Below are 18230 nucleotides of genomic sequence, written 5' to 3' on the forward strand. Positions count from 1 at the left end.
GAGAAGACCCTGATGGCCGCTACCCGCCAAGATACCCTTCCGGTAATCCGCAACCTTGCCGACTTCGATCCACATTCGGGCAACGGCCTGGAACGCCTTGTGTTCAACCACCGCCTGCCATTTCTGCTGTGCATGCTGGTGGCGACGCTGGTGCTGGGCTTCATGGCGCTGACCCGCCTGGAACTGCGCCCCAGCTTCGACAAGATGCTGCCGCAGAGCCACCCCTACATTCAGCATTACCTGGAAAACCGCGCCTCGTTGCGCGGCCTGGGCAATGCGGTGCGGGTAGTGGTAGAGCACACTCAGGGCGACATTTTCGACCCGGGCTACCTGCAGACCCTGCGTCACATCAACGACGAGCTGTTCCTCAGCCAGGGGGTGGACCGGGCCTGGGTGAAGTCGCTGTGGAGCCCGGCGGTGCGCTGGACCGAGGTCACCGAGGAAGGCTTCCAGGGTGGTCCGGTCATGCCTGACGGCTATCAGGGCGCGGCCGGTGACATCGAACAGCTACGGCAGAACATCGAACGTGCCAACATCGTCGGCAGTCTGGTGGCGCGCGACTTCAAGTCGAGCATGCTGGTGGTGCCGCTGCTCGACCAGGATTCAGCCACCGGCAAAGGCCTGGACTACCATGCCTTTTCGCAAAAGCTCGAACAGCTGCGCAGCCAGTACCAGGCCAGCGGCCAGTACCGTATTCATGTGATTGGCTTCGCCAAGCTGATGGGCGACCTGATCGACGGCTTGATCGAGGTGATGGCGTTCTTTGCACTGGCGGTGTTGACCAGCCTGGTGATCATCTACTGCTATACCCGCTGTATACGCAGCACCTTGCTGGTGGTGCTGTGTTCGCTGACGGCGGTGGTATGGCAACTGGGTATCGTCGCCTGGCTGGGCTATGCCATCGACCCGTATTCGATCCTGGTGCCCTTCCTGATCTTTGCCATCGGCGTGTCGCATGCGGCGCAGAAGATGAACGGCATCCTTCAGGACATCGGTCGCGGTACCCATCGGCAGATCGCCGCTCGCTATACCTTCCGTCGCCTGTTCGTGGCCGGGGTGACCGCCTTGCTGGCCGATGCCGTGGGCTTTGCCGTGCTGATGATCATCGATATTCCGGTGATTCAGGACCTGGCGATTACCGCCAGCATTGGCGTGGCAGTGCTGATCTTTACCTCATTGCTGTTGATGCCGGTGGCCCTGTCCTATGTCGGGGTAGGCCGCAAGGCCGCCGACCGGGCGCTGCGTATCGATGCCCGCGCGGCTCGGCACCGTGGCTTCGGTCGGCTGTGGGACCTGCTCGACCGCTTCACTGAACGCAAATGGGCCAGCGCCGCTGTGCTGACAGCCCTTGCCTTGGCCGCCCTGGGCATCTGGGGCAGCTTGCATCTGAAAATCGGCGACCTCGACAGTGGCGCCCCCGAGCTTCGCGCTGATTCGCGCTACAACCTCGACAATGCCTACATCACCCAGCATTACGCACTGTCCAGCGACACCTTCGCGGTCATGGTCAAGACCGCTCCCGAAGGCTGCCTGAAGTACCCGACCTTGATTCTTGCCGACCGCCTCGCCTGGGAGCTGCAGCAACTGCCGGGTGTGCAGACCACTGTGTCGCTGGCCAACGCTGTGCGCCAGATCACCGCGGGTACCTACGAAGGCAACCCACGGCTCAACAGCCTGCAGCGCAACCAGGACGTGCTCAATTACGCCGCCCAGCAGGCTTCGGTCAACGCCCCGGAGCTGTTCAACAACGACTGCTCGCTGATGCCGGTGATCGCCTACCTCAAAGACCATCGCGCCGATACGCTGGCCGAGGTGGCTGCCGTGGCCGAACGCTTTGCCCAGGCCAACAGCAGTGCCGAGCACCAGTTCCTGCTGGCCGCCGGCAGCGCCGGTATCGAGGCCGCCACCAACGTGGTGGTACGCGAGGCCAACCACCGTATGCTGTTGCTGGTGTACCTGGCGGTCACGTTGTTCTGCCTGGTCACCTTCCGCAGCTGGCGCGCAACGCTGGTGGCGATCCTGCCGCTGATACTCACCTCGGTGCTGTGCGAGGCGCTGATGGTGGCCATGGGGATTGGCGTCAAGGTTGCCACTTTGCCGGTGATCGCCCTTGGCGTGGGCATTGGCGTGGACTATGCGCTGTACCTGCTTAGCGTGCAGCTGCACTACCAGCGCGCCGGGCTGAGCCTGGCTCAGGCCTACCAGAACGCCGTGGCGTTCACCGGCCGGGTGGTAGGGCTGGTCGGCATTACCCTGGCTGCCGGTGTGGTTGGCTGGGCCTGGTCGCCCATCAAGTTCCAGGCCGACATGGGCCTGCTGCTGACCTTCATGTTCCTGTGGAACATGCTCGGCGCGCTGGTGCTGATACCCGCGCTGTCGCACTTCCTCCTGCGTGGTCAGGGCACCCCGGCGGCTGCCGAAACCCGGGCCGTAGCACTTTCGCAAACCCAAGAAACCGAGTGTTCGCCTCATGTCTGATTACCTTCCGCCACTGCGCGACATGGATTTTCTGTTCAACGACGTGTTCGACATCCCCGCCTGGTGGGCGCAAACGCCCGCATTGGCCGACGTGGTCGATGGCGACACTGCCCGGGCCATATTCGAGCAGGCCGGCAAACTGATTGCCGAGCAGGTGGCGCCGCTCAACCGCAGTGGCGACGAGCAGGGATGCCGTTGGGAGGCTGGCCTGGTTCGGACGCCCGACGGTTTCGCCGATGCCTACCGGGCATTCGCCGCTGACGGCTGGGTCGGGGTGGCCGGTGCACCAGAATATGGCGGCATGGGCATGCCGAAAGTGATCGGCGCCCAGCTCGAAGAAATGCTCAATGCTGCCAACCTGTCATTCGGCCTGTACCCAATGTTGACGGCCGGCGCCTGCCTGGCACTGCTGAACCATGCCAGCGAGGCGTTGAAGGCGCTGTACCTGCCGCCGATGTACCAAGGGCGTTGGAGCGGATCGATGTGCCTGACCGAGCCCCACGCCGGTACCGACCTGGGCCTGATCCGCACCCGCGCCGAGCCCGTTGCTGATGGCGGCTACCGCATCAGCGGCACGAAGATTTTCATCACCGGCGGCGAGCAGGACCTGACCGAGAACATCATCCATCTGGTGCTGGCGAGGCTGCCGGATGCCCCTGCTGGCCCCAAAGGTATCTCGCTGTTCCTGGTACCCAAAGTGCTGGTTGGCGCCGACGGCACATTGGGCCAGGCCAATGCGGTGGGCTGCGGCTCGATCGAGCACAAGATGGGCATCAAGGCGTCGGCAACCTGCGTGATGAACTTTGACGGTGCCATCGGCTACCTGGTCGGTGAGCCGAACAAGGGGCTCAATGCGATGTTCACCATGATGAACTACGAGCGCCTCGGCGTGGGTATCCAAGGCCTGGCCTTGGGCGAGCGTTCGTATCAGGGGGCCATCGCCTATGCTCGCGATCGCCAGCAAGGCCGCGCACCGACGGGGGCTGAAGAGCCGGCGCAGCATGCCGACCCGATTATTGTCCACCCGGACGTACGCCGCATGCTGATGACCATGAAAGCGCTGAACGAAGGTGGTCGGGCATTTTCCACCTACGTGGCATTGCAGCTGGACCTGGCCAAATACAGCGGCGACCCGGTTGCGCGCGCGCAGGCCGATGCCAAGGTGGCGTTGCTCACGCCGGTGGCCAAGGCCTTCCTCACCGACATGGGGCTGGAGGCCACCGTTCACGGCCAGCAGGTGCTGGGTGGCCACGGCTATATCCGTGAATGGGGCCAGGAGCAGTTGATCCGCGACTGCCGCATTACCCAGATCTACGAAGGCACCAATGGCATTCAGGCCCTCGACCTGGTGGGGCGCAAACTGTTTGCCGATGGTGGCGAGGCGTACCTTGCTGTGTCCGCTGAACTCACCACCTTTGCCGAGGCGCTGCCGGCCGCATGTGCCGAGTTCAGCGCACCGTTGCTCGCTGCCGTGCGCAACCTTGACGAACTCAGTGCCTGGCTGCTCGACCGTGCCCAAGGCAACCCGCGCGAGCTTGGCGCGGCGGCGGTCGAGTACCTGCAGGTGTTTGGCTACACCTTCTACGCCTACCTGTGGGCACGCATGGCCGTGGTGTGCCAGCGCCAAGCGGCATCGGAGCCGTTCCACGTGAGCAAGCTCGGTACCGCGCGCTTCTACTTTGCACGCCTGCTGCCGCGCATCCATTCGCTCAGTGCCAGTGTCAGGGCCGGCAGCGACAGCCTGTACCTGCTCGAGGCCGGGCAACTGTGATGGCCGCGAACATGACCTCGACCCGCATCATGCCTGCGGCCGAGCAGGCGTATGCCTACCCGCTGCTGATCAAGCGCCTGCTGCTGTCGGGCGTGCGCTACCAGCCCAACCAGGAAATCGTGTACGCCGACCAGCTGCGCTACACCTACACGACGTTGCTGGCGCGCATTCAGCGACTGGCCAATGCGCTCACCGCCGCCGGGGTGAAACCCGGCGATACCGTGGCCTTGCTCGACTGGGACAGCCATCGCGCACTGGAGTGTTTCTTTGCCGTACCGATGCTGGGGGCGGTGCTGCATACGGTAAATGTGCGGCTGTCCACCGAGCAGGTGCGCTATACCATGAACCATGCCGAGGACCGGTGGGTGCTGGTGCATGACGACTTCCTGCCGCTGATGCAGCAGCTACAGGCCGACCTGCCGACAGTCGATGGCTTCATCCGCCTCAGCGATGGCGCCCCCGCCGCGCAGGTGGTACCTATGCTGGGCGAGTATGAAGCCATGCTGGCGGCTGCCGAGCCCCAGTTCGAATTCCCGGACTTCGACGAGAATTCCCTGGCCACGCTGTTCTATACCAGCGGTACCACCGGCAACCCCAAAGGCGTTTACTTCAGCCACCGGCAACTGGTGCTGCACACCTTGGTCGAGCAGGGCACCCTGGCCGCGTGCGGCGACGTACCGCTGCTGCGAACGGGCGATGTGTACATGCCGATCACGCCCATGTTCCACGTACATGCCTGGGGCGTGCCCTATGTGGCCACCGCGCTGGGTATCAAGCAGGTCTACCCCGGGCGCTACGAGCCCAATCGCCTGGTGCGCCTTTATCGCGACGAGGGTGTGACCTTCTCCCATTGTGTGCCCACGGTGCTGCAGATGATGCTCGACAGCGAGCAAGGGCGCTGCACCGACCTGGCTGGCTGGAAGATGCTGCTGGGCGGCAGCGCGTTGACCTTGGGTCTTGCCCAGCGGGCCAGCGAGCGGGGCATCAGCGTGCATTGTGGCTATGGCATGTCGGAAAGCTGCCCGCTGCTGAGCATCACCCACCTGAGCGCCGACCTGCTGGCACAACCCATGGCGCAACAACTGCCTCTGCGCATCGATGCCGGCGTGCCGATTGCTTTGGTGGACCTGCGTATCGTCGACAATGAGGGCAGGGCGGTGCCGCACGATGGCGAAAGCCTGGGCGAAGTGGTAGTGCGCGCGCCGTGGCTCACCCAGGGCTACCTGCACGAACCGGAGCAAGGCGCGGCGCTGTGGCTGGGGGGCTGGATGCACACCGGTGACCTGGCCTGCATCGACGCAGCCGGCGTGGTGCGCATCCGTGACCGGATCAAGGATGTGATCAAGACCGGTGGCGAGTGGGTGAGCTCGGTGGCGCTGGAAAACCTCATCAGCCAGCACCCGTCCGTCGCCTCGGTGGCGGTCATCGGTATTCCTGACCCACAGTGGGGGGAACAACCGTTGGCGCTGGTGGTCTGTTGTGACGGTGTGCAACTGGACCAGCCAGCATTGGCCAGGCACCTGCAGCCGTATGTCGACAGCGGGCACCTGAACAAATGGGCGATACCACGGCAGCTTCGTTGTGTGGACGAGATCCCCAGGACCAGTGTCGGCAAGATCGACAAGAAGCGCATTCGCCAGGCTGAAATCTAGGTTTGGCGTGCGACTTTCAGGGGCGCAAAGCGCCCCAAATCCCCGCCAGGCAAGGGAACGGCGGTTTGCTCATGTTTAGCCAGGTAAAGTTAGGTAAAAGCGGCCACGGCATATACACGGATCAGTATTGTGGTTTGTACTGTTCGGTCAAAGATGCCAAAGATGAACACACTTCCGTCGCAGCCAAGCGCTGAACGCGGGGCGTTCTCCAGTTTCGAGGCGTGTCGCAACACCCAGCAGGGCCCCGTGGTGATCCTTGCCTCCGGCGCTTCTGCCAGGCATTTTCCGTTGGGCGAGTTCGCACATTTGCCCATCATTGCCATGAACGGCTCGGTCGCCATGACCGCCGAACACGGTATCCACCCCTTCTTCTACGTGTGCACCGACAAAAGCTTTAGCCAGCAGCAGCCGGCCTTGTTTGCCACTGCCTTGCGCGACAGCGAACGCCTGGCACTCTGGCCTGAGCAATACGAAGGTGCCGATGTGCCGGCCAGTACCGAGTGTTATGCCCTGCACAAAGCCGACACACCGGGCCTGCTGGACGGTTTGCGCGGCCATGGTGACAGTTGCGTGTGCAACCGCGCGCTGTGGAGCAAGCGCAGCCGCTCGATTGCCTTCAGCAAAGACCTGACACATGGTTTTTTCGATGCCCGCACAGTGGCCTATGTGGCCTTGCAGCTGGCGTATCACCTGGGCTTCGAAGAAGTGCTGCTGGTCGGGGTGGATCTGGACCAGACCGTGGGGCGCTTCTATGAAAACGGGCAGGGCCAGTGTTCGCCGTGCGGGCTCGACCAGCACTGGGACAGCCGCATCCTGCCGTCGCTGACGCTGATGGCGCGGGAGGTGGTGAGCGCGCATTTTCACGTCTACAACCTGTCGGCCACCTCACGCATCCCCGCCGAGCTGATCCCCAAGGTCAACCTCAACGAAGCGCGGCGGATTGCCGGTTGTGCCATTACCTGAGCAAGAAAGCGGATGCGCACGGGGCTGTGGATGCGTACAGTACGCCCATCGCAAACAGGCAGGTTCACGCTTATGTCCAGCGCATTCACCCTCATGCAGTCGCCCGTCGGCACCTTGACCCTGGTGGCGCGCGGCGAATGCCTGGCAGCCGTATTGTGGGAAGAGGAGCGGGAAAACCGCGTTCGCCTCGGCGAGGTGTACCGTGACGACCAGTGCCCGGTGCTGCGGGAAACTGCACGACAGCTGGGTGAGTACTTTGCGGGTAAGCGGCAGCGCTTCGAATTGGCGCTGGATTTTGCCGGCACCGAGTTCCAGCGCCAGGTATGGGCCGCGTTACTGGCGATACCCTTCGGTGAAACCCGCAGCTACAGTGACATCGCCCGGCAGATCGGCAACCCCGACGCGGTGCGCGCAGTAGGCGCCGCCAACGGCCGCAACCCGATTTCGATCATCGCACCGTGCCACCGCGTGATCGGTGCTTCAGGCAGCCTTACCGGCTTTGCCGGCGGCCTGGCGGCCAAGCAGTACCTGCTGGCGCTGGAGGGCCGGCAAAGCCTGGCACTGGACCTGTAACGCGTCAGCTGAACCAGCTGGCGACCACGCAGGCCAGTATGGCCAACACCGACCCGGCCATCAGGGTGTAGTGCCGGTGGGCCCGCCGTGCATGGGGCTTGACCTCGCGCAGGTACTCGCCGGGTGTCGGCGCGTCCGGCCTATGGCGTAAGCCTTCGGCCACATCGGCAAGCTGGCCCTGGATCAGCAGGCCGACCAGGTAGTAGGTGCAGGCGTAGCTCAGCAGCGCCAGTAACAGGTAGATCATGCCGGGTGTAGGTCCAAGGGCAGGGCCACGGCGCTGGTGTTGCCGGTGTCCAGCAGGATCAGCCCTTCACTGTGGTCATCCAGGCTCGCCAGCAAGCATCCCTGGCTGTCCCACGCCGCCGAGCCGCCGGCGCCGATGAACGTGTCGGCCGGCCCCACGCAGTTGGCCATCAGCACCGGCATGCCCAGTTCACGCGCCACTGCCGGGTAATGCAGGTAGCCTTCGCGGATGCCCTTGGCGGTTTTCGCCACACTGACCAGATACAGGTCGGCGCCGTGCTCGCGGGCGGCAGCAGCGTGGGCCATGAACATCGACTCGTAGCAGATTGCCGGTGCCACTCGGTGCTCACCGACCTGCAGCAGCAATGCCTGATCGCCCGGGGTAAAGTAAGGCAGCTCGTCTTCATGAAGGCGCCGTTTGGCATAGGCCTGGCGCGCAGCCATGGGGCTAAGAATCGGCATGCCGATGCGGATACCTTCGGGTGTCGGCAACGGCAAGCCAGCCGCAATGGTGATGCCCAAGCGGTCACAGGCGGCTTGCAGCGGGTCCAGCCGTGCGGAGCTGACCGGCAGGGCGGCCTGGCGCGCCAGGGTGGGCTCGTAGCCCGTCAGCGAGAGTTCGGGGAAGACCACCAGCTCGGCACCCAGTGCCGCCGCCTGCTCGATGCAGGCCAGGTGACGTTGGACGTTGCCTGGTACATCGCCCTTGAGCGACGCCAGTTGTACGGCGCACAGTTTCATCTAAACCCTTCCCTGGTAAAGGTTGAAGGGCCGAGCATACTACCGGCACCAACACCTGTACCAGTGAAGGGTTTTTCAGGTTGCCGGGTGCGCGGCGAAGCGTTGGCGGAACCAGTCGTCGAGCATGGCCTTCTCCGCATACAGGCGGTCGTTGCTGCTGGCGACCCGGCCCGGGCGGCTGAGGTACATCTTGTCGCTGACCCGTTCCTCCGCTTGCCGGGCGGGTTTGCCTGGCTGTTTGAGGGTGTAGGTCAGGTCAATCGTCGGCCAGGTGATCTCGCGCATGAAGCGCACATCGTAGGCCTGGCTGTGCCAAGGCTCGAAGCGCCCGGCCAGGTCGATGTCGCGGATGTCGATGACCAGTTGCTGGCCCGGTTGCAGGTAGCGTTGGCCGAGCTTCTGCAAGTACTGGGTGAGGGTTTTCATCACATAGTCATCGGTGCCACGCTCATAACCGTGGCTGTCCAGGCTGGCATCGCGGAATTTTTCCGGGTGGTCGAAACGCACCTCGACCTGCGCGGGCGGGGCTCCTTGTGCCATGCTGTCCAGTGACAGCGCCATGAGCACGGCACACACGAGGGCGGTACGCATGATGCACCTTCGGGGTAGAGTGGGAGTGCTTCCATTTTACGCCTGCCATGGCGCCACCAGCAGAGGAAGATTGTAATGGGACGGTTTCGGCGGTTGCTCGCCAATATCCGGGGGCGGGACCTGGCAGTGGGTGATATCCATGGTCATTTCCAGCGGCTGGAGAAGTGCCTGGAAGCGGTAGGGTTCGACCCGGCCGTGGACCGCCTGTTCAGCGTAGGTGACCTGGTCGACCGTGGGCCGCACAGCGAGGCCGCTCTGGAATGGCTTGCGCAGCCATGGTTTCATGCGGTGCAAGGCAACCATGAGGCGCTCGCAATCACCCGCGTGCGAGGGGGGCGGCTTGACCTGGAGATGTACCGTGCAGCGGGTGGGAACTGGTTCCTCGACCTGCCCCGGGCCGAGCAACTTCGCTACGTGGAGCGCTTCGAGCAGTTGCCGATTGCGATAGAAGTGGAAAGCGCAGATGGCCTGGTAGGCCTGCTGCATGCCGACAGCCCGTTTGCCGACTGGGCAGCCTTGAGGCGTTGGCTGGAGCTGGAACTGGATGACGACCCCAAAGTGCGGGAAGTGTGCCAGTGGTCGCGGCGGCGGCTGAAGGAAGGCAATACCCAGCCGGTGCAAGGCCTGCGGGCCTTGTTGGTGGGGCACACGCCGGTGCTGGAGCCCAAGCTGCTGGGCAATGTCTGGCATCTGGACACCGGCGGTTGGGCCAGTGGCCACTTCAGCTTGATGGACATGCGGACGCTGAAACTGCTCAGCGCCGCGCCAGATGCAGCAGCAACGCCAACGCCAATGCCACCAGCATGACGCCTGAGGCTCGCTCCAGCCATGGCAGGCTACGGGCGAAACGCCGCAGTACCCGCTGGTTACCGATGGCCACGGCAACCAGCAAGTCCCAGAGCAGCACGATGCTGAACATCCACAAGGCATACGCCGTTTTCCAGCTGTCGCTGGCACTGGCGACCATGCTGGCCAGGCTGGCATAGAACAGCGCGTTCTTGGGGTTGAGGATGCCGGACAAGAAACCCATGCCCAAGCCCCGCCACCAACCCGGTACCGCCGACTCGCCCGCGACTGCGCCCAGGCGGGTTTGCCCGGCATGGCGTAAGAACAGCACGCCGATGTACAGCAGGTAGCTGGCCCCCGCCAGTTGCAGGGCGGTGAACAGCAGGCTGCCTTCCTGCAGCACCGACAGGCCAGTGAACGCCATGGCGATGAACGCGCCATTGGCCAGGGCGATGCCCAGGCAGGCACCGCTGGCGATGCGCCAGCCGCTGTTGATCGAGGTACGCGCCACCAGGAAGAAGTCCGGGCCAGGTGATAGCAATGCGAGGAAGTGGGCGAGGGCGATGATCAGAAACTGTTGCATGGGTGGGGCTGCTCTGCGGAAAACCGCAGTCTGCTGCAGGGCCTGTCAGGCGTATTGAACAATATTGCAAGCCCAGGCGGCGGGCCTTCAGCGCCCTCGGTACTGCCCCGGCGTCACCCCCACATGGGCCTTGAACACCCGCTGGAAGTGGCTCTGATCGGCAAACCCGAGCTGGTAGGCCACCTCCGCCAGCGCCGCCCCTTCACCCAACAGCTGCCGCCCGCGATTGACCCGGGCATTGAGCAGGTAGGCATGTGGTGTCAACCCGGTAGCCGCACGAAACGCACGGATCAGCTGATAGCGCCCGAGCCCGGCCTGATGGGCCAGTGCTTCCACGCTCAAGTGCGCCGGGTCCTGGCCTTCGATACGTGCGATCAACCCGCTCAATGCGCTTGCCTCCAGGGCTGGGGCTGCAGATAGCGGTGGCTGTGCCGAGTAGTCCAGGTCCCCCAGAAAGGCAATCAGCGCTGCATCCTTCTCACCGTTGCTGGCGCAGGAGAACAACAGGCTGTTCAACTCGCAGAATTGCCGATACACCTGTGGTGCCCGACAGATACGCGCCGGTTCGCCTGCGCCGGCACCACTCAGCCCCGATTCCAGGCGCAACTGCGTCAGCCAGTCGGCGTCCACATGCAGCATCTGGTAGCTCCAGGCTTGCCCGGGCGCGGGGTTGCAGGCATGTACGCGGTGGGCCGGGACAAACACCAGCGTGCCAGGCGTCAGGCGTTCCTGCCCGTCGGCAGCCCCGGTGAAATGGCTGTGGCCAGCATCCACCGCGCCGATGGAAAACGTGGGGTGGCTGTGGGCCTTGTAGCAAGCCCGGCTATGGCAGGCGCGGCGACTTTCCACATGCGCAAGTGCCGGGTCGCGCCATAGCGCGGTGTGGGGGCGGGGCATCACAAGGTCCTCGGTTTTGCCAGCAGGGTAACAGTTGCCGCGCACCCGTACAGTTTTTAACGCTGACTGTAACTTGACCGCAAGGCCCGGCAGCCGCCGAAATAGACGCCTGTTACCAAAGGAAAACAAGAATGGATCTTTCTAGCCTGCTGCTTTTCATACCTGCCTGCTTCGCCTTGAACATGGCACCCGGGCCAAACAACCTGCTGTCGCTTCATAACGCCAGCCGCTACGGCCTGCGCACCGCCTGCGTGGCGGGTGGCGGGCGTATCCTGGCCTTCAGCGGTATGATCGCCCTGGCGGCCATGGGCCTGGCGGTGGTGCTGCACACCAGCGAATACTTGTTCCTGGCCATCAAGGTGGTGGGCGCGGCCTACCTGTTCTACATCGCCTGGCAATTGTGGCGCGCACCGGTGGGCGAAGCCGTGGTGGCAACTGACCACCCCAGTGGCACGTGGCGCCTGGCGCGCCAGGAGTTCTGGGTGGCGGCCGGCAATCCCAAGGCGATCCTGATCTTTACCGCCTTCCTGCCACAGTTCGTCTCGGTCGGCAGCGCCACACCGGTGAGCGAGCAGTTCCTGTGGCTGGGTGTATTGTTCCTGCTGCTGGAGTGGGCGGCCATTGCCATTTACTCAGGCCTGGGCGCCTACATGCAGCGTTGGTTCAGCCAGCCTGGCCCGCGCCGCCTGTTCAACCGGGTCAGTGCCTCCCTGCTGGGCTGCGCCGGCCTCGGCTTGCTGGCGGCACGCCGCTAGAACTGCCAGCGCACGCCCAGGTTCACGCCGCTGGCTTCCTGCTGGCGGCTGTCCAGGTTGGCGGTGTACTGCACGCCGCCATGCAGGCTCAGCGCCCCACTGACCTGCGCCACCACGCCGCCTTCCAGTTGTGCCGAGGTGTAGCGGTAGTCGGTCTTGATCTTGTCGACATCATCGAAGGTCAACGTATCGCGGCCACCGTCGCCGTGCCACAGGTTGAGCTGTGCATAGGGCTGCAACAGGCGGCCGCTGCTGCCCGTAAACGCACCTTCAAGACGTACCCCCAATCGGCCGGTCAGTTCTACTTGTGCGTCATGGCTGATGCGCGAAACACTGTCGCTTGCGCTGTCGAGCGAGACCTTCTGTGCAATCAACTGCGCTTGTGGCTCCAGGGTCCAGCGCTCGGACAGCGCGATGGGGTAGCCGGACTCCAGCGAAGCCGTCCAGGCATGGCCGTCGATGTTCAGCTTGTCGCCACGGTCCGAACGGGCACGGCCATCGAGGCGGGTGTACTGCAACACGGTATCCAGATAAGCACCTTGTGGCCCGACCAGCGTCCAGTAGGTGCCGACGCTATCGCCATCAAGCCTCAGATCGCCGACGCTTCGGTTCTCCTCGGCCAAGGCGAAACCCTTGACGTCGGCCTCCAGGCGGCTGTGACTGACGTAGAGGCCAACATGCTGCCGATAACCGTTGTCGCCAACCTTGGCGTACAAGTCCTGCCCAACCTTGAAACCGTACAGATCGCCATCCAGGCTCGGGCTGACCGTACCGCTCCATTGCTGGCGCACCGTGCCGCCGTAGGCCTGGCCCCAACTGGCGGGTAGGGCGCTTTTGCCCTTGAGCAACTGTTGGTCACCCTGGCGTTGGTGGAAGGTGCCTAACGCTTGGCGGGCGATGATTGCGGCGCCTCGGGGGGCTGCGGCGTAAACCGGTACTTCTGGGCGATAAAGCGGCAAGCTCTCGCCTTGCACGGGGGCGGGCAAGTCGACCTGGCCCGGCGCCGGGGCAGCGACAGGTGGTGTTTCGGCAGGCGCTATCACGGGGGGCTCGCCGGGCGCTGGCGCCGGTGCAGGCGCGGGTGGTGCCTCCACGTTCGAGCGCAGGTACCAGCTGTTTTCGCTGCCAGCAGTAACGCCGCCTTTGAACAGGCGATAGTCGTAGGCGCCAACCGATAGCGTCTTCGTCTGCACAAAGGCTTTAGAAGTACTGGTGGCACCATCACGGGCTTCGACGACCTGGATACCATTCTGAGCAGTCGCTGCACCCGCACCATTGAGGTTGTTGATGGACAATTTGGTAGAGCCGCTGATGGCCCCTCGGCTGACCACCAGGCGGTCGGAGTCGGCACCGTCACCTGCCAGCACGCTGTTCAGGCGCAAAGTGCCGTTGTTGCCGGTGTAATCGCCCAGGATGGTCAAACGGCCCTTTGCGTCGCTGCCACTGCTCAGGTCGATGGTACCGGCGTTAACCACCGATGCCTTGCTGTCACTCTGGATACTGACGATGCTGCCCTGGCGGCTGATCAGCGAGCTGCTCGCATCAATTTGCAAGGTGCCGTTGCCCGTGGCAGGGATTACGCGTGGTTGGTCGGCGCCCAGATCTCCCAGGGTGAGGGTATCGTCGAGGGTCAGCTGGCTGCCTTGTTTGAGGTTGATGCTTTCCCAGTTGGCGTACAAGGCACCTTTGCCGACCTGACTCTGCTCGAACGAAAGCGTGTCCGTGCCGGTGCCGCCGTCCAGGATAACGGCCGAGTTGCCGAGGTCGAGGGTGCGGACAGTAGCCGTGTCATTCCCATTCTCCAGGATGACTCGTTTGCCGATCTGACCGCCAGTCCAGGTAAACACATCATCGTCATTGCCAGTGCGTATTTCGCCTTTGAGCGTGCCGCCACTGAGGGTGATCTTGTCTACGCCGCTACTGGTGCTGATATCACCGCCGATGGTGCCACCGGTCATGGTGATCGTGTCATTGCCAAGCCCACTGACGACATTGCCGACAACGAGGGTTTCAATCCCGAGATTTTGGGAAATATTGAGAGTGTTGTCAGCAAGCTTGAGATCTATCCGGCCAATGCTGCCGCCCTGGAAGTCGGCGATGTCACCATCTTCAAACGCGCCCGTAATAGTTCCGCCGGTCATGGTGAACGTGTCCATGTCACCGCCCTGGTTCAGCGAGCCCAACGTACCGCCAGACATGGTGTACGTGTCTTGGCCATTGCCTTGCTGCAATGACAGTACCGTGCCGCCGCCGATGGTGAACGTGTCAGCCGCATTTGTCTGCACCAGGGCACCCAGATTGTCACCGGGTGAAACGGTCAGGGATTCAGCGTGAGCCAGCAAAGGCAGGGTAAGCAGGGGGAATGCGGCAGGCAGCAGCAGGCGAGGGCAGCGCATAGGCAGGTCTCCGTGTCCATTGAAGGGGCCACTACCTGAAGCGTCGCTTCGGCCCTGCCTGTGTTTTATGTAATGCGCAGTGACGGGACAACTGGCAGAAATGTCAGGTGGCCCGCTGCCATCAATCGCGGTAGAAGGTTTGCACCAGGTGGTAGCCGAACTTGCTCTTGATCGGCCCGTGCACCACGCGCAGCGGCTTTTTGAAGATCACCTGGTCGATGGCACCGACCATCTGGCCCGGGCGGATTTCACCCAGGTCGCCACCGCGTTTGCCTGATGGGCAAATGGAGAACTTTTTAGCCAGTACGTCGAAAGCCTCGCCGTTGGCGATGCGCTGCTTGAGCTTTTCGGCTTCGTCAGCGGTCTTGACCAGGATGTGGCGGGCTTGGGCTTTCATGGGGTACCTGTGCTTCGGGGAAAAGGGCGGCATTATGCCTGCTCGCGCAACTCTACGCGATCTCGAAACTGCTCCAGCGCTTGCGGGTTAGCAAGCGCGTCGGTGTTCTTCACCGGTAACCCATGCACCACATTGCGAACCGCCAACTCCACAAGCTTGCCGCTGATGGTACGTGGTATGTCACTGACCTGGGCAATCACCGCCGGCACGTGGCGGGGGGTGGTGAATTGGCGTATCACCTGGCGAATGCGCTGACGCAGGGCTTCATCGAGCAGCAGGCCGTCTTGCAGGCGTACGAACAGCACCACGCGCACATCGCCTTTCCAGTCCTGGCCGATGGCCACGCTTTCCAGCACCTGTTCGACTTTCTCCACCTGGCGGTAGATCTCCGCCGTGCCAATGCGCACGCCGCCCGGGTTGAGCACGGCATCCGAGCGGCCGTGAATCACCAGGCCGCCATGGGTGCGCTGTTCGGCATAGTCGCCTTGGGCCCAAACCCCCGGGTACTGGCTGAAATAGGCGTCGTGATAGCGGCTGCCGTCCGGGTCGTGCCAAAACCCCAACGGCATGCTGGGAAAGTTGCGGGTACACACCAGCTCGCCTTTTTCGTCCTGCACCGGCTGGCCGTGCTCATTCCACACTTCCACCGCCATGCCCAGGCCCTTGCACTGGATTTCGCCACGGCGCACTGGCAAGGTCGGGTTGCCCAGCACGAAGCACGAGACAATGTCGGTACCGCCGGACATGGACGCCAGGCACAGATCAGCCTTGATCTTGCTGTACACGTAGTCATAACTGTGGGGTGACAGCGGCGAGCCGGTAGACAGCAGCAACCGCAGGCTGGCCAGGTTGTGGCTGGCTGCAGGCTCAAGGCCCGCCTGTTCCAGCGCTGCCAGGTACTTGGGGCTGGTCCCGAAGGCGTGGATGCCCTCGGCGTCGATCAGGTCCAGCAGCCGTTCGGGGCCGGGGTGAAACGGCGAGCCGTCGTACAGCACCAGCGTGGCGCCTATTGCCAGGCCGCTGGCCAGCCAGTTCCACATCATCCAGCCGCAGGTGGTGTAGTAGAACAACACGTCATCGGCTTTCAGGTCGTTGTGCAGGCCGTGTTCCTTGAGGTGCTGCAGCAACACGCCACCGGCGCGGTGGACGATGCACTTGGGCACGCCGGTGGTGCCGCTGGAGTAGAGGATGTACAGCGGGTGGTCAAACGGTAGCGGGGTGAAGCGCGGTTCGCCACCGGGCTGGTAGACGTCATCCCACAGGCTCACCCGGGCCGCGTGGAACTCGTCGGGGCGAGTGCCGCTGCGGGTATGAGGCACTACGATCAGCTGCTCCAGGCTCGGCAGCTGCTCGCACACCTGGTTGACCTTGGCCACCTGATCGATGTCTTTTCCAGCGTATTGATAGCCGGCACAGACGATCAGCAGTTTGGGCGCAATCTGGCCGAAACGGTCGATGATGCCATGCACGCCGAACTCGGGCGAAGAGGTCGACCAGATCGCGCCGAGGCTGGTGCAGGCAAGCATGGCCACCAGTGTTTGCCAGGTATTGGGCATCATGGCAGCCACACGGTCGCCTGCGACGATGCCTGCGGCCTTGAACGCCGTTTGCAACCCCGCTACGTGGGCAGCCAGCTGGGCGTGGGTGAACGCCTGGCGGTGGCCATCCTCGCGTATGGAAACGACGGCCGGGCGGTCATCGCGACGGCGCAGCAGGTGTTCGGCGAAGTTCAGGCTGGCGTTGGCGAACCACTGCGCTTCGGGCATTTGTGGCCCTTCACTCAGCACTTGGCTCGGCGGGGTGTGCCAGCGCACGTGGAAATAGTCGGCAAGGGTCTGCCAGAAGGCGGCCCGCTGTTCGATGCTCCAGCGGTGCAGCGCCTGGTAGTCGGTGAGTTGCAGGTTGTAGCGCAGGTTGACCCGTCGGCGGAAGGCATCCATCCGGCTGGCCTCAATCTGCGCCGTGGAGGGGCGCCAGAGCACATCGTTCATGCGGTTCCTCCCGTTACTGCCAACTGCGGGCTTGTTCTTTGTGGGACAGGTATCCGCTATCCCCTGTGGGAGCGCAAGCTTTCAGATGCCGAGCAAGGCGTGCTTACTCTACTTTAGCCTTTTGCACGTCCTGCGATGCCGACCACACGCGGTAGCGCACTTCGACATCCTTGGGCACATACACCACCACTGGCAATTTGCTGTTGTAGCGCAGCAGGAAGCCGTCACCGACCACCGGCACGAAGGCGTCGGTCTTTTTGCCATCCGGGCAGGCCATCAGCGTGCTGGCCGGGCCGCTGACCTTGTCCAGGCGGTAGTAGTTGTAGCCCCAGCCATCCAGGGTGCGTTCTTCCAGGTTGCCGCCCAGGCGTTGGCGATTGCAGTCCACCTGCAGCGTCTTGCCGGCGAGGATTTCCAGTTTATAGGCCGACTCATCGGCCTGTGCCGGCAGGTGGATCACCTGCCGGGTGAAGCCTTTTTCTGCCTCGGGGTAGGGGGCGACGTCCTTCAGGCTGGCAGCCATCACAGGGGCTGCGGCAGCCAGGGTCAGGGCCAGAATCGCGGTCATCGGGGTAGGGCGCATAAGGCCTCCTTGCAAATAATCGAATGCGAGATCACCGCCAGGCCCAGGCTGCCCGTCACTGGGCCAACCAGCCACCATCGACGTTCCAGGCGGCGCCGCGAACCTGGCTTGCGGCCTCGCTGCACAAGAATAGTACCAGCTCACCCAGGTGTTCGGGGGTGACGAACGCCAGCGATGGTTGTTTCTCGGCCAGCAGATCATGCTGTGCCTGCAGCGGATCGCCACCGGTGGCAGCACGGTCGTCGATCTGCTTCTGCACCAGCGGGGTCAGCACCCAGCCTGGGCAGATGGCATTGCAGGTGACATTGCTGGTGGCCGTTTCCAGCCCGACCACCTTGGTCAGGCCGACCACACCATGTTTGGCCGCCACATAGGCTGCCTTGCCAGTCGAACCGACCAGGCCATGTACCGAAGCGATGTTGATGATGCGCCCCCAGTTGCGCGCGCGCATGCCCGGCAGCGCCAGCCGCGTGCCATGGAACACGGCCGACAGGTTGAGGGCGATGATCTTGTCCCAGCTTTCCTGCGGGAACTGCTCCACCGGTGCTACATGCTGGATGCCGGCATTGTTGACCAGCATGTCGACACCACCGAATTCGCGTTCGGCCAGGGCGAACAACGCTTCGATCTGGGCCACGTCCGACAGGTCGGCCGGGTGGTGAACGGCCTTCACCCCGTGCCGGCTGATCTCGGCCAGCGCCGGTGCCGGGTCGCCAAAGCCGTTGAGCACGATATCGGCGCCCGCGCGGGCCAGCACCTGGGCGATGCCTAAGCCGATGCCGCTGGTGGAACCGGTGACGAGTGCAGTCTTGCCTTTGAGGGTCATG

Annotated in this window: 17 protein-coding genes; 7 read left to right on the plus strand and 10 right to left on the minus strand. The window is 63.5% G+C overall.

The genetic code is table 11. The annotated features are described in order from the left end of the window. Positions 1–12 precede the first annotated feature (12 nt). From PM2_RS05280 to PM2_RS05300, 5 genes are all read left to right on the plus strand, one after another. Entirely contained in the window at positions 13–2478 is a 2466-nt protein-coding gene (locus PM2_RS05280) for an efflux RND transporter permease subunit (protein ID WP_016715613.1), read from the plus strand. Continuing rightward, on the plus strand, positions 2471–4249 hold the full coding sequence (locus PM2_RS05285) for an acyl-CoA dehydrogenase C-terminal domain-containing protein (RefSeq protein WP_016715612.1): 1779 nt from the start codon (positions 2471–2473) through the stop codon (positions 4247–4249). The genes PM2_RS05280 and PM2_RS05285 overlap by 8 nt, the downstream gene beginning before the upstream one ends. An 11-nt stretch (positions 4250–4260) precedes the next feature. After that, a complete protein-coding gene (locus tag PM2_RS05290; RefSeq protein ID WP_028698795.1) occupies positions 4261–5901 on the plus strand; it encodes a fatty acid--CoA ligase in 1641 nt (546 codons plus the stop codon). 162 nt (positions 5902–6063) lie between these two features. Next, the gene (locus PM2_RS05295; RefSeq protein WP_016715611.1) at positions 6064–6864 is read left to right on the plus strand and encodes a WaaZ-like lipopolysaccharide core biosynthesis protein; all 801 of its coding nucleotides are present in this window, start codon (positions 6064–6066) and stop codon (positions 6862–6864) included. Between the two features lie 72 nt (positions 6865–6936). Then, positions 6937–7437, plus strand: coding sequence for a methylated-DNA--[protein]-cysteine S-methyltransferase (locus PM2_RS05300; protein WP_016715610.1), 501 nt, complete (start codon positions 6937–6939; stop codon positions 7435–7437). 4 nt (positions 7438–7441) lie between these two features. Here PM2_RS05300 and PM2_RS05305 read toward each other — a convergent pair whose 3' ends face one another. The 3 genes from PM2_RS05305 to PM2_RS05315 form a co-directional block, all read right to left on the minus strand. Next, a complete protein-coding gene (locus PM2_RS05305; protein WP_019097539.1) occupies positions 7442–7684 on the minus strand; it encodes a hypothetical protein in 243 nt (80 codons plus the stop codon). Continuing rightward, on the minus strand, positions 7681–8424 hold the full coding sequence (locus tag PM2_RS05310; RefSeq protein WP_028698796.1) for a carbon-nitrogen hydrolase family protein: 744 nt from the start codon (positions 8422–8424) through the stop codon (positions 7681–7683). The genes PM2_RS05305 and PM2_RS05310 overlap by 4 nt, the downstream gene beginning before the upstream one ends. Positions 8425–8499: 75 nt before the next feature. After that, positions 8500–9015: a DUF3016 domain-containing protein gene (locus PM2_RS05315; RefSeq protein ID WP_028698797.1), complete on the minus strand. Its 516-nt coding sequence runs from the start codon at positions 9013–9015 to the stop codon at positions 8500–8502. A 75-nt stretch (positions 9016–9090) separates the two neighbouring features. Between PM2_RS05315 and PM2_RS05320 the strand changes: the two genes are divergently transcribed. Next, a complete protein-coding gene (locus PM2_RS05320) occupies positions 9091–9822 on the plus strand; it encodes a metallophosphoesterase (RefSeq protein ID WP_016715606.1) in 732 nt (243 codons plus the stop codon). On the opposite strand, the gene PM2_RS05325 is transcribed toward PM2_RS05320, so the two are convergent. Beyond that, entirely contained in the window at positions 9770–10384 is a 615-nt protein-coding gene (locus PM2_RS05325) for a LysE family translocator (protein ID WP_016715605.1), read from the minus strand. The two genes, PM2_RS05320 and PM2_RS05325, sit on opposite strands and share 53 nt — an antisense overlap. A gap of 87 nt (positions 10385–10471) precedes the next feature. Further along, positions 10472–11281 (minus strand): helix-turn-helix transcriptional regulator, encoded by an 810-nt coding sequence (locus tag PM2_RS05330; RefSeq protein WP_028698798.1) that lies wholly within the window; start codon positions 11279–11281, stop codon positions 10472–10474. Positions 11282–11412: 131 nt separating this feature from the next. Here PM2_RS05330 and PM2_RS05335 point away from each other — a divergent pair, with 131 nt between their 5' ends. After that, positions 11413–12036 carry a LysE family translocator gene (locus tag PM2_RS05335; RefSeq protein ID WP_028698799.1) on the plus strand — a complete coding sequence of 208 codons (624 nt, stop codon included), beginning with the start codon at positions 11413–11415 and terminating at the stop codon, positions 12034–12036. On the opposite strand, the gene PM2_RS05340 is transcribed toward PM2_RS05335, so the two are convergent. The 5 genes from PM2_RS05340 to hbdH all read right to left on the minus strand — a co-directional run bounded on the left by PM2_RS05340 (position 12033) and on the right by hbdH (position 18229). After that, a complete protein-coding gene (locus PM2_RS05340; protein ID WP_028698800.1) occupies positions 12033–14432 on the minus strand; it encodes an autotransporter family protein in 2400 nt (799 codons plus the stop codon). The genes PM2_RS05335 and PM2_RS05340 overlap by 4 nt on opposite strands. 121 nt (positions 14433–14553) lie before the next feature. Continuing rightward, a complete protein-coding gene (locus PM2_RS05345) occupies positions 14554–14829 on the minus strand; it encodes a peptidylprolyl isomerase (protein WP_016715601.1) in 276 nt (91 codons plus the stop codon). 32 nt (positions 14830–14861) lie between these two features. Beyond that, positions 14862–16820: an acetoacetate--CoA ligase gene (locus PM2_RS05350; protein WP_028698801.1), complete on the minus strand. Its 1959-nt coding sequence runs from the start codon at positions 16818–16820 to the stop codon at positions 14862–14864. 103 nt (positions 16821–16923) lie between these two features. After that, a complete protein-coding gene (eco, locus tag PM2_RS05355; protein WP_028698802.1) occupies positions 16924–17403 on the minus strand; it encodes a serine protease inhibitor ecotin in 480 nt (159 codons plus the stop codon). A gap of 55 nt (positions 17404–17458) precedes the next feature. Further along, on the minus strand, positions 17459–18229 hold the full coding sequence (gene hbdH / locus PM2_RS05360; protein WP_028698803.1) for a 3-hydroxybutyrate dehydrogenase: 771 nt from the start codon (positions 18227–18229) through the stop codon (positions 17459–17461). Position 18230: the final 1 nt, after the last annotated feature.

The organism is Pseudomonas monteilii NBRC 103158 = DSM 14164 (assembly GCF_000730605.1).
Lineage (GTDB): Bacteria > Pseudomonadota > Gammaproteobacteria > Pseudomonadales > Pseudomonadaceae > Aquipseudomonas > Aquipseudomonas monteilii.

Excerpts from the sequence above, each read along its gene's own strand:
- PM2_RS05280 (WP_016715613.1), top strand. The coding sequence starts at position 13 with ATGGCCGCTACCCGCCAAGATACCCTTCCGGTAATCCGCAACCTTGCC.
- PM2_RS05285 (WP_016715612.1), top strand. The coding sequence starts at position 2,471 with ATGTCTGATTACCTTCCGCCACTGCGCGACATGGATTTTCTGTTCAAC.
- PM2_RS05290 (WP_028698795.1), top strand. The coding sequence starts at position 4,261 with ATGACCTCGACCCGCATCATGCCTGCGGCCGAGCAGGCGTATGCCTAC.
- PM2_RS05295 (WP_016715611.1), top strand. The coding sequence starts at position 6,064 with ATGAACACACTTCCGTCGCAGCCAAGCGCTGAACGCGGGGCGTTCTCC.
- PM2_RS05300 (WP_016715610.1), top strand. The coding sequence starts at position 6,937 with ATGTCCAGCGCATTCACCCTCATGCAGTCGCCCGTCGGCACCTTGACC.
- PM2_RS05305 (WP_019097539.1), bottom strand. The coding sequence starts at position 7,684 with ATGATCTACCTGTTACTGGCGCTGCTGAGCTACGCCTGCACCTACTAC.
- PM2_RS05310 (WP_028698796.1), bottom strand. The coding sequence starts at position 8,424 with ATGAAACTGTGCGCCGTACAACTGGCGTCGCTCAAGGGCGATGTACCA.
- PM2_RS05315 (WP_028698797.1), bottom strand. The coding sequence starts at position 9,015 with ATGCGTACCGCCCTCGTGTGTGCCGTGCTCATGGCGCTGTCACTGGAC.
- PM2_RS05320 (WP_016715606.1), top strand. The coding sequence starts at position 9,091 with ATGGGACGGTTTCGGCGGTTGCTCGCCAATATCCGGGGGCGGGACCTG.
- PM2_RS05325 (WP_016715605.1), bottom strand. The coding sequence starts at position 10,384 with ATGCAACAGTTTCTGATCATCGCCCTCGCCCACTTCCTCGCATTGCTA.
- PM2_RS05330 (WP_028698798.1), bottom strand. The coding sequence starts at position 11,281 with ATGCCCCGCCCCCACACCGCGCTATGGCGCGACCCGGCACTTGCGCAT.
- PM2_RS05335 (WP_028698799.1), top strand. The coding sequence starts at position 11,413 with ATGGATCTTTCTAGCCTGCTGCTTTTCATACCTGCCTGCTTCGCCTTG.
- PM2_RS05340 (WP_028698800.1), bottom strand. The coding sequence starts at position 14,432 with ATGCGCTGCCCTCGCCTGCTGCTGCCTGCCGCATTCCCCCTGCTTACC.
- PM2_RS05345 (WP_016715601.1), bottom strand. The coding sequence starts at position 14,829 with ATGAAAGCCCAAGCCCGCCACATCCTGGTCAAGACCGCTGACGAAGCC.
- PM2_RS05350 (WP_028698801.1), bottom strand. The coding sequence starts at position 16,820 with ATGAACGATGTGCTCTGGCGCCCCTCCACGGCGCAGATTGAGGCCAGC.
- eco (WP_028698802.1), bottom strand. The coding sequence starts at position 17,403 with ATGCGCCCTACCCCGATGACCGCGATTCTGGCCCTGACCCTGGCTGCC.
- hbdH (WP_028698803.1), bottom strand. The coding sequence starts at position 18,229 with ATGACCCTCAAAGGCAAGACTGCACTCGTCACCGGTTCCACCAGCGGC.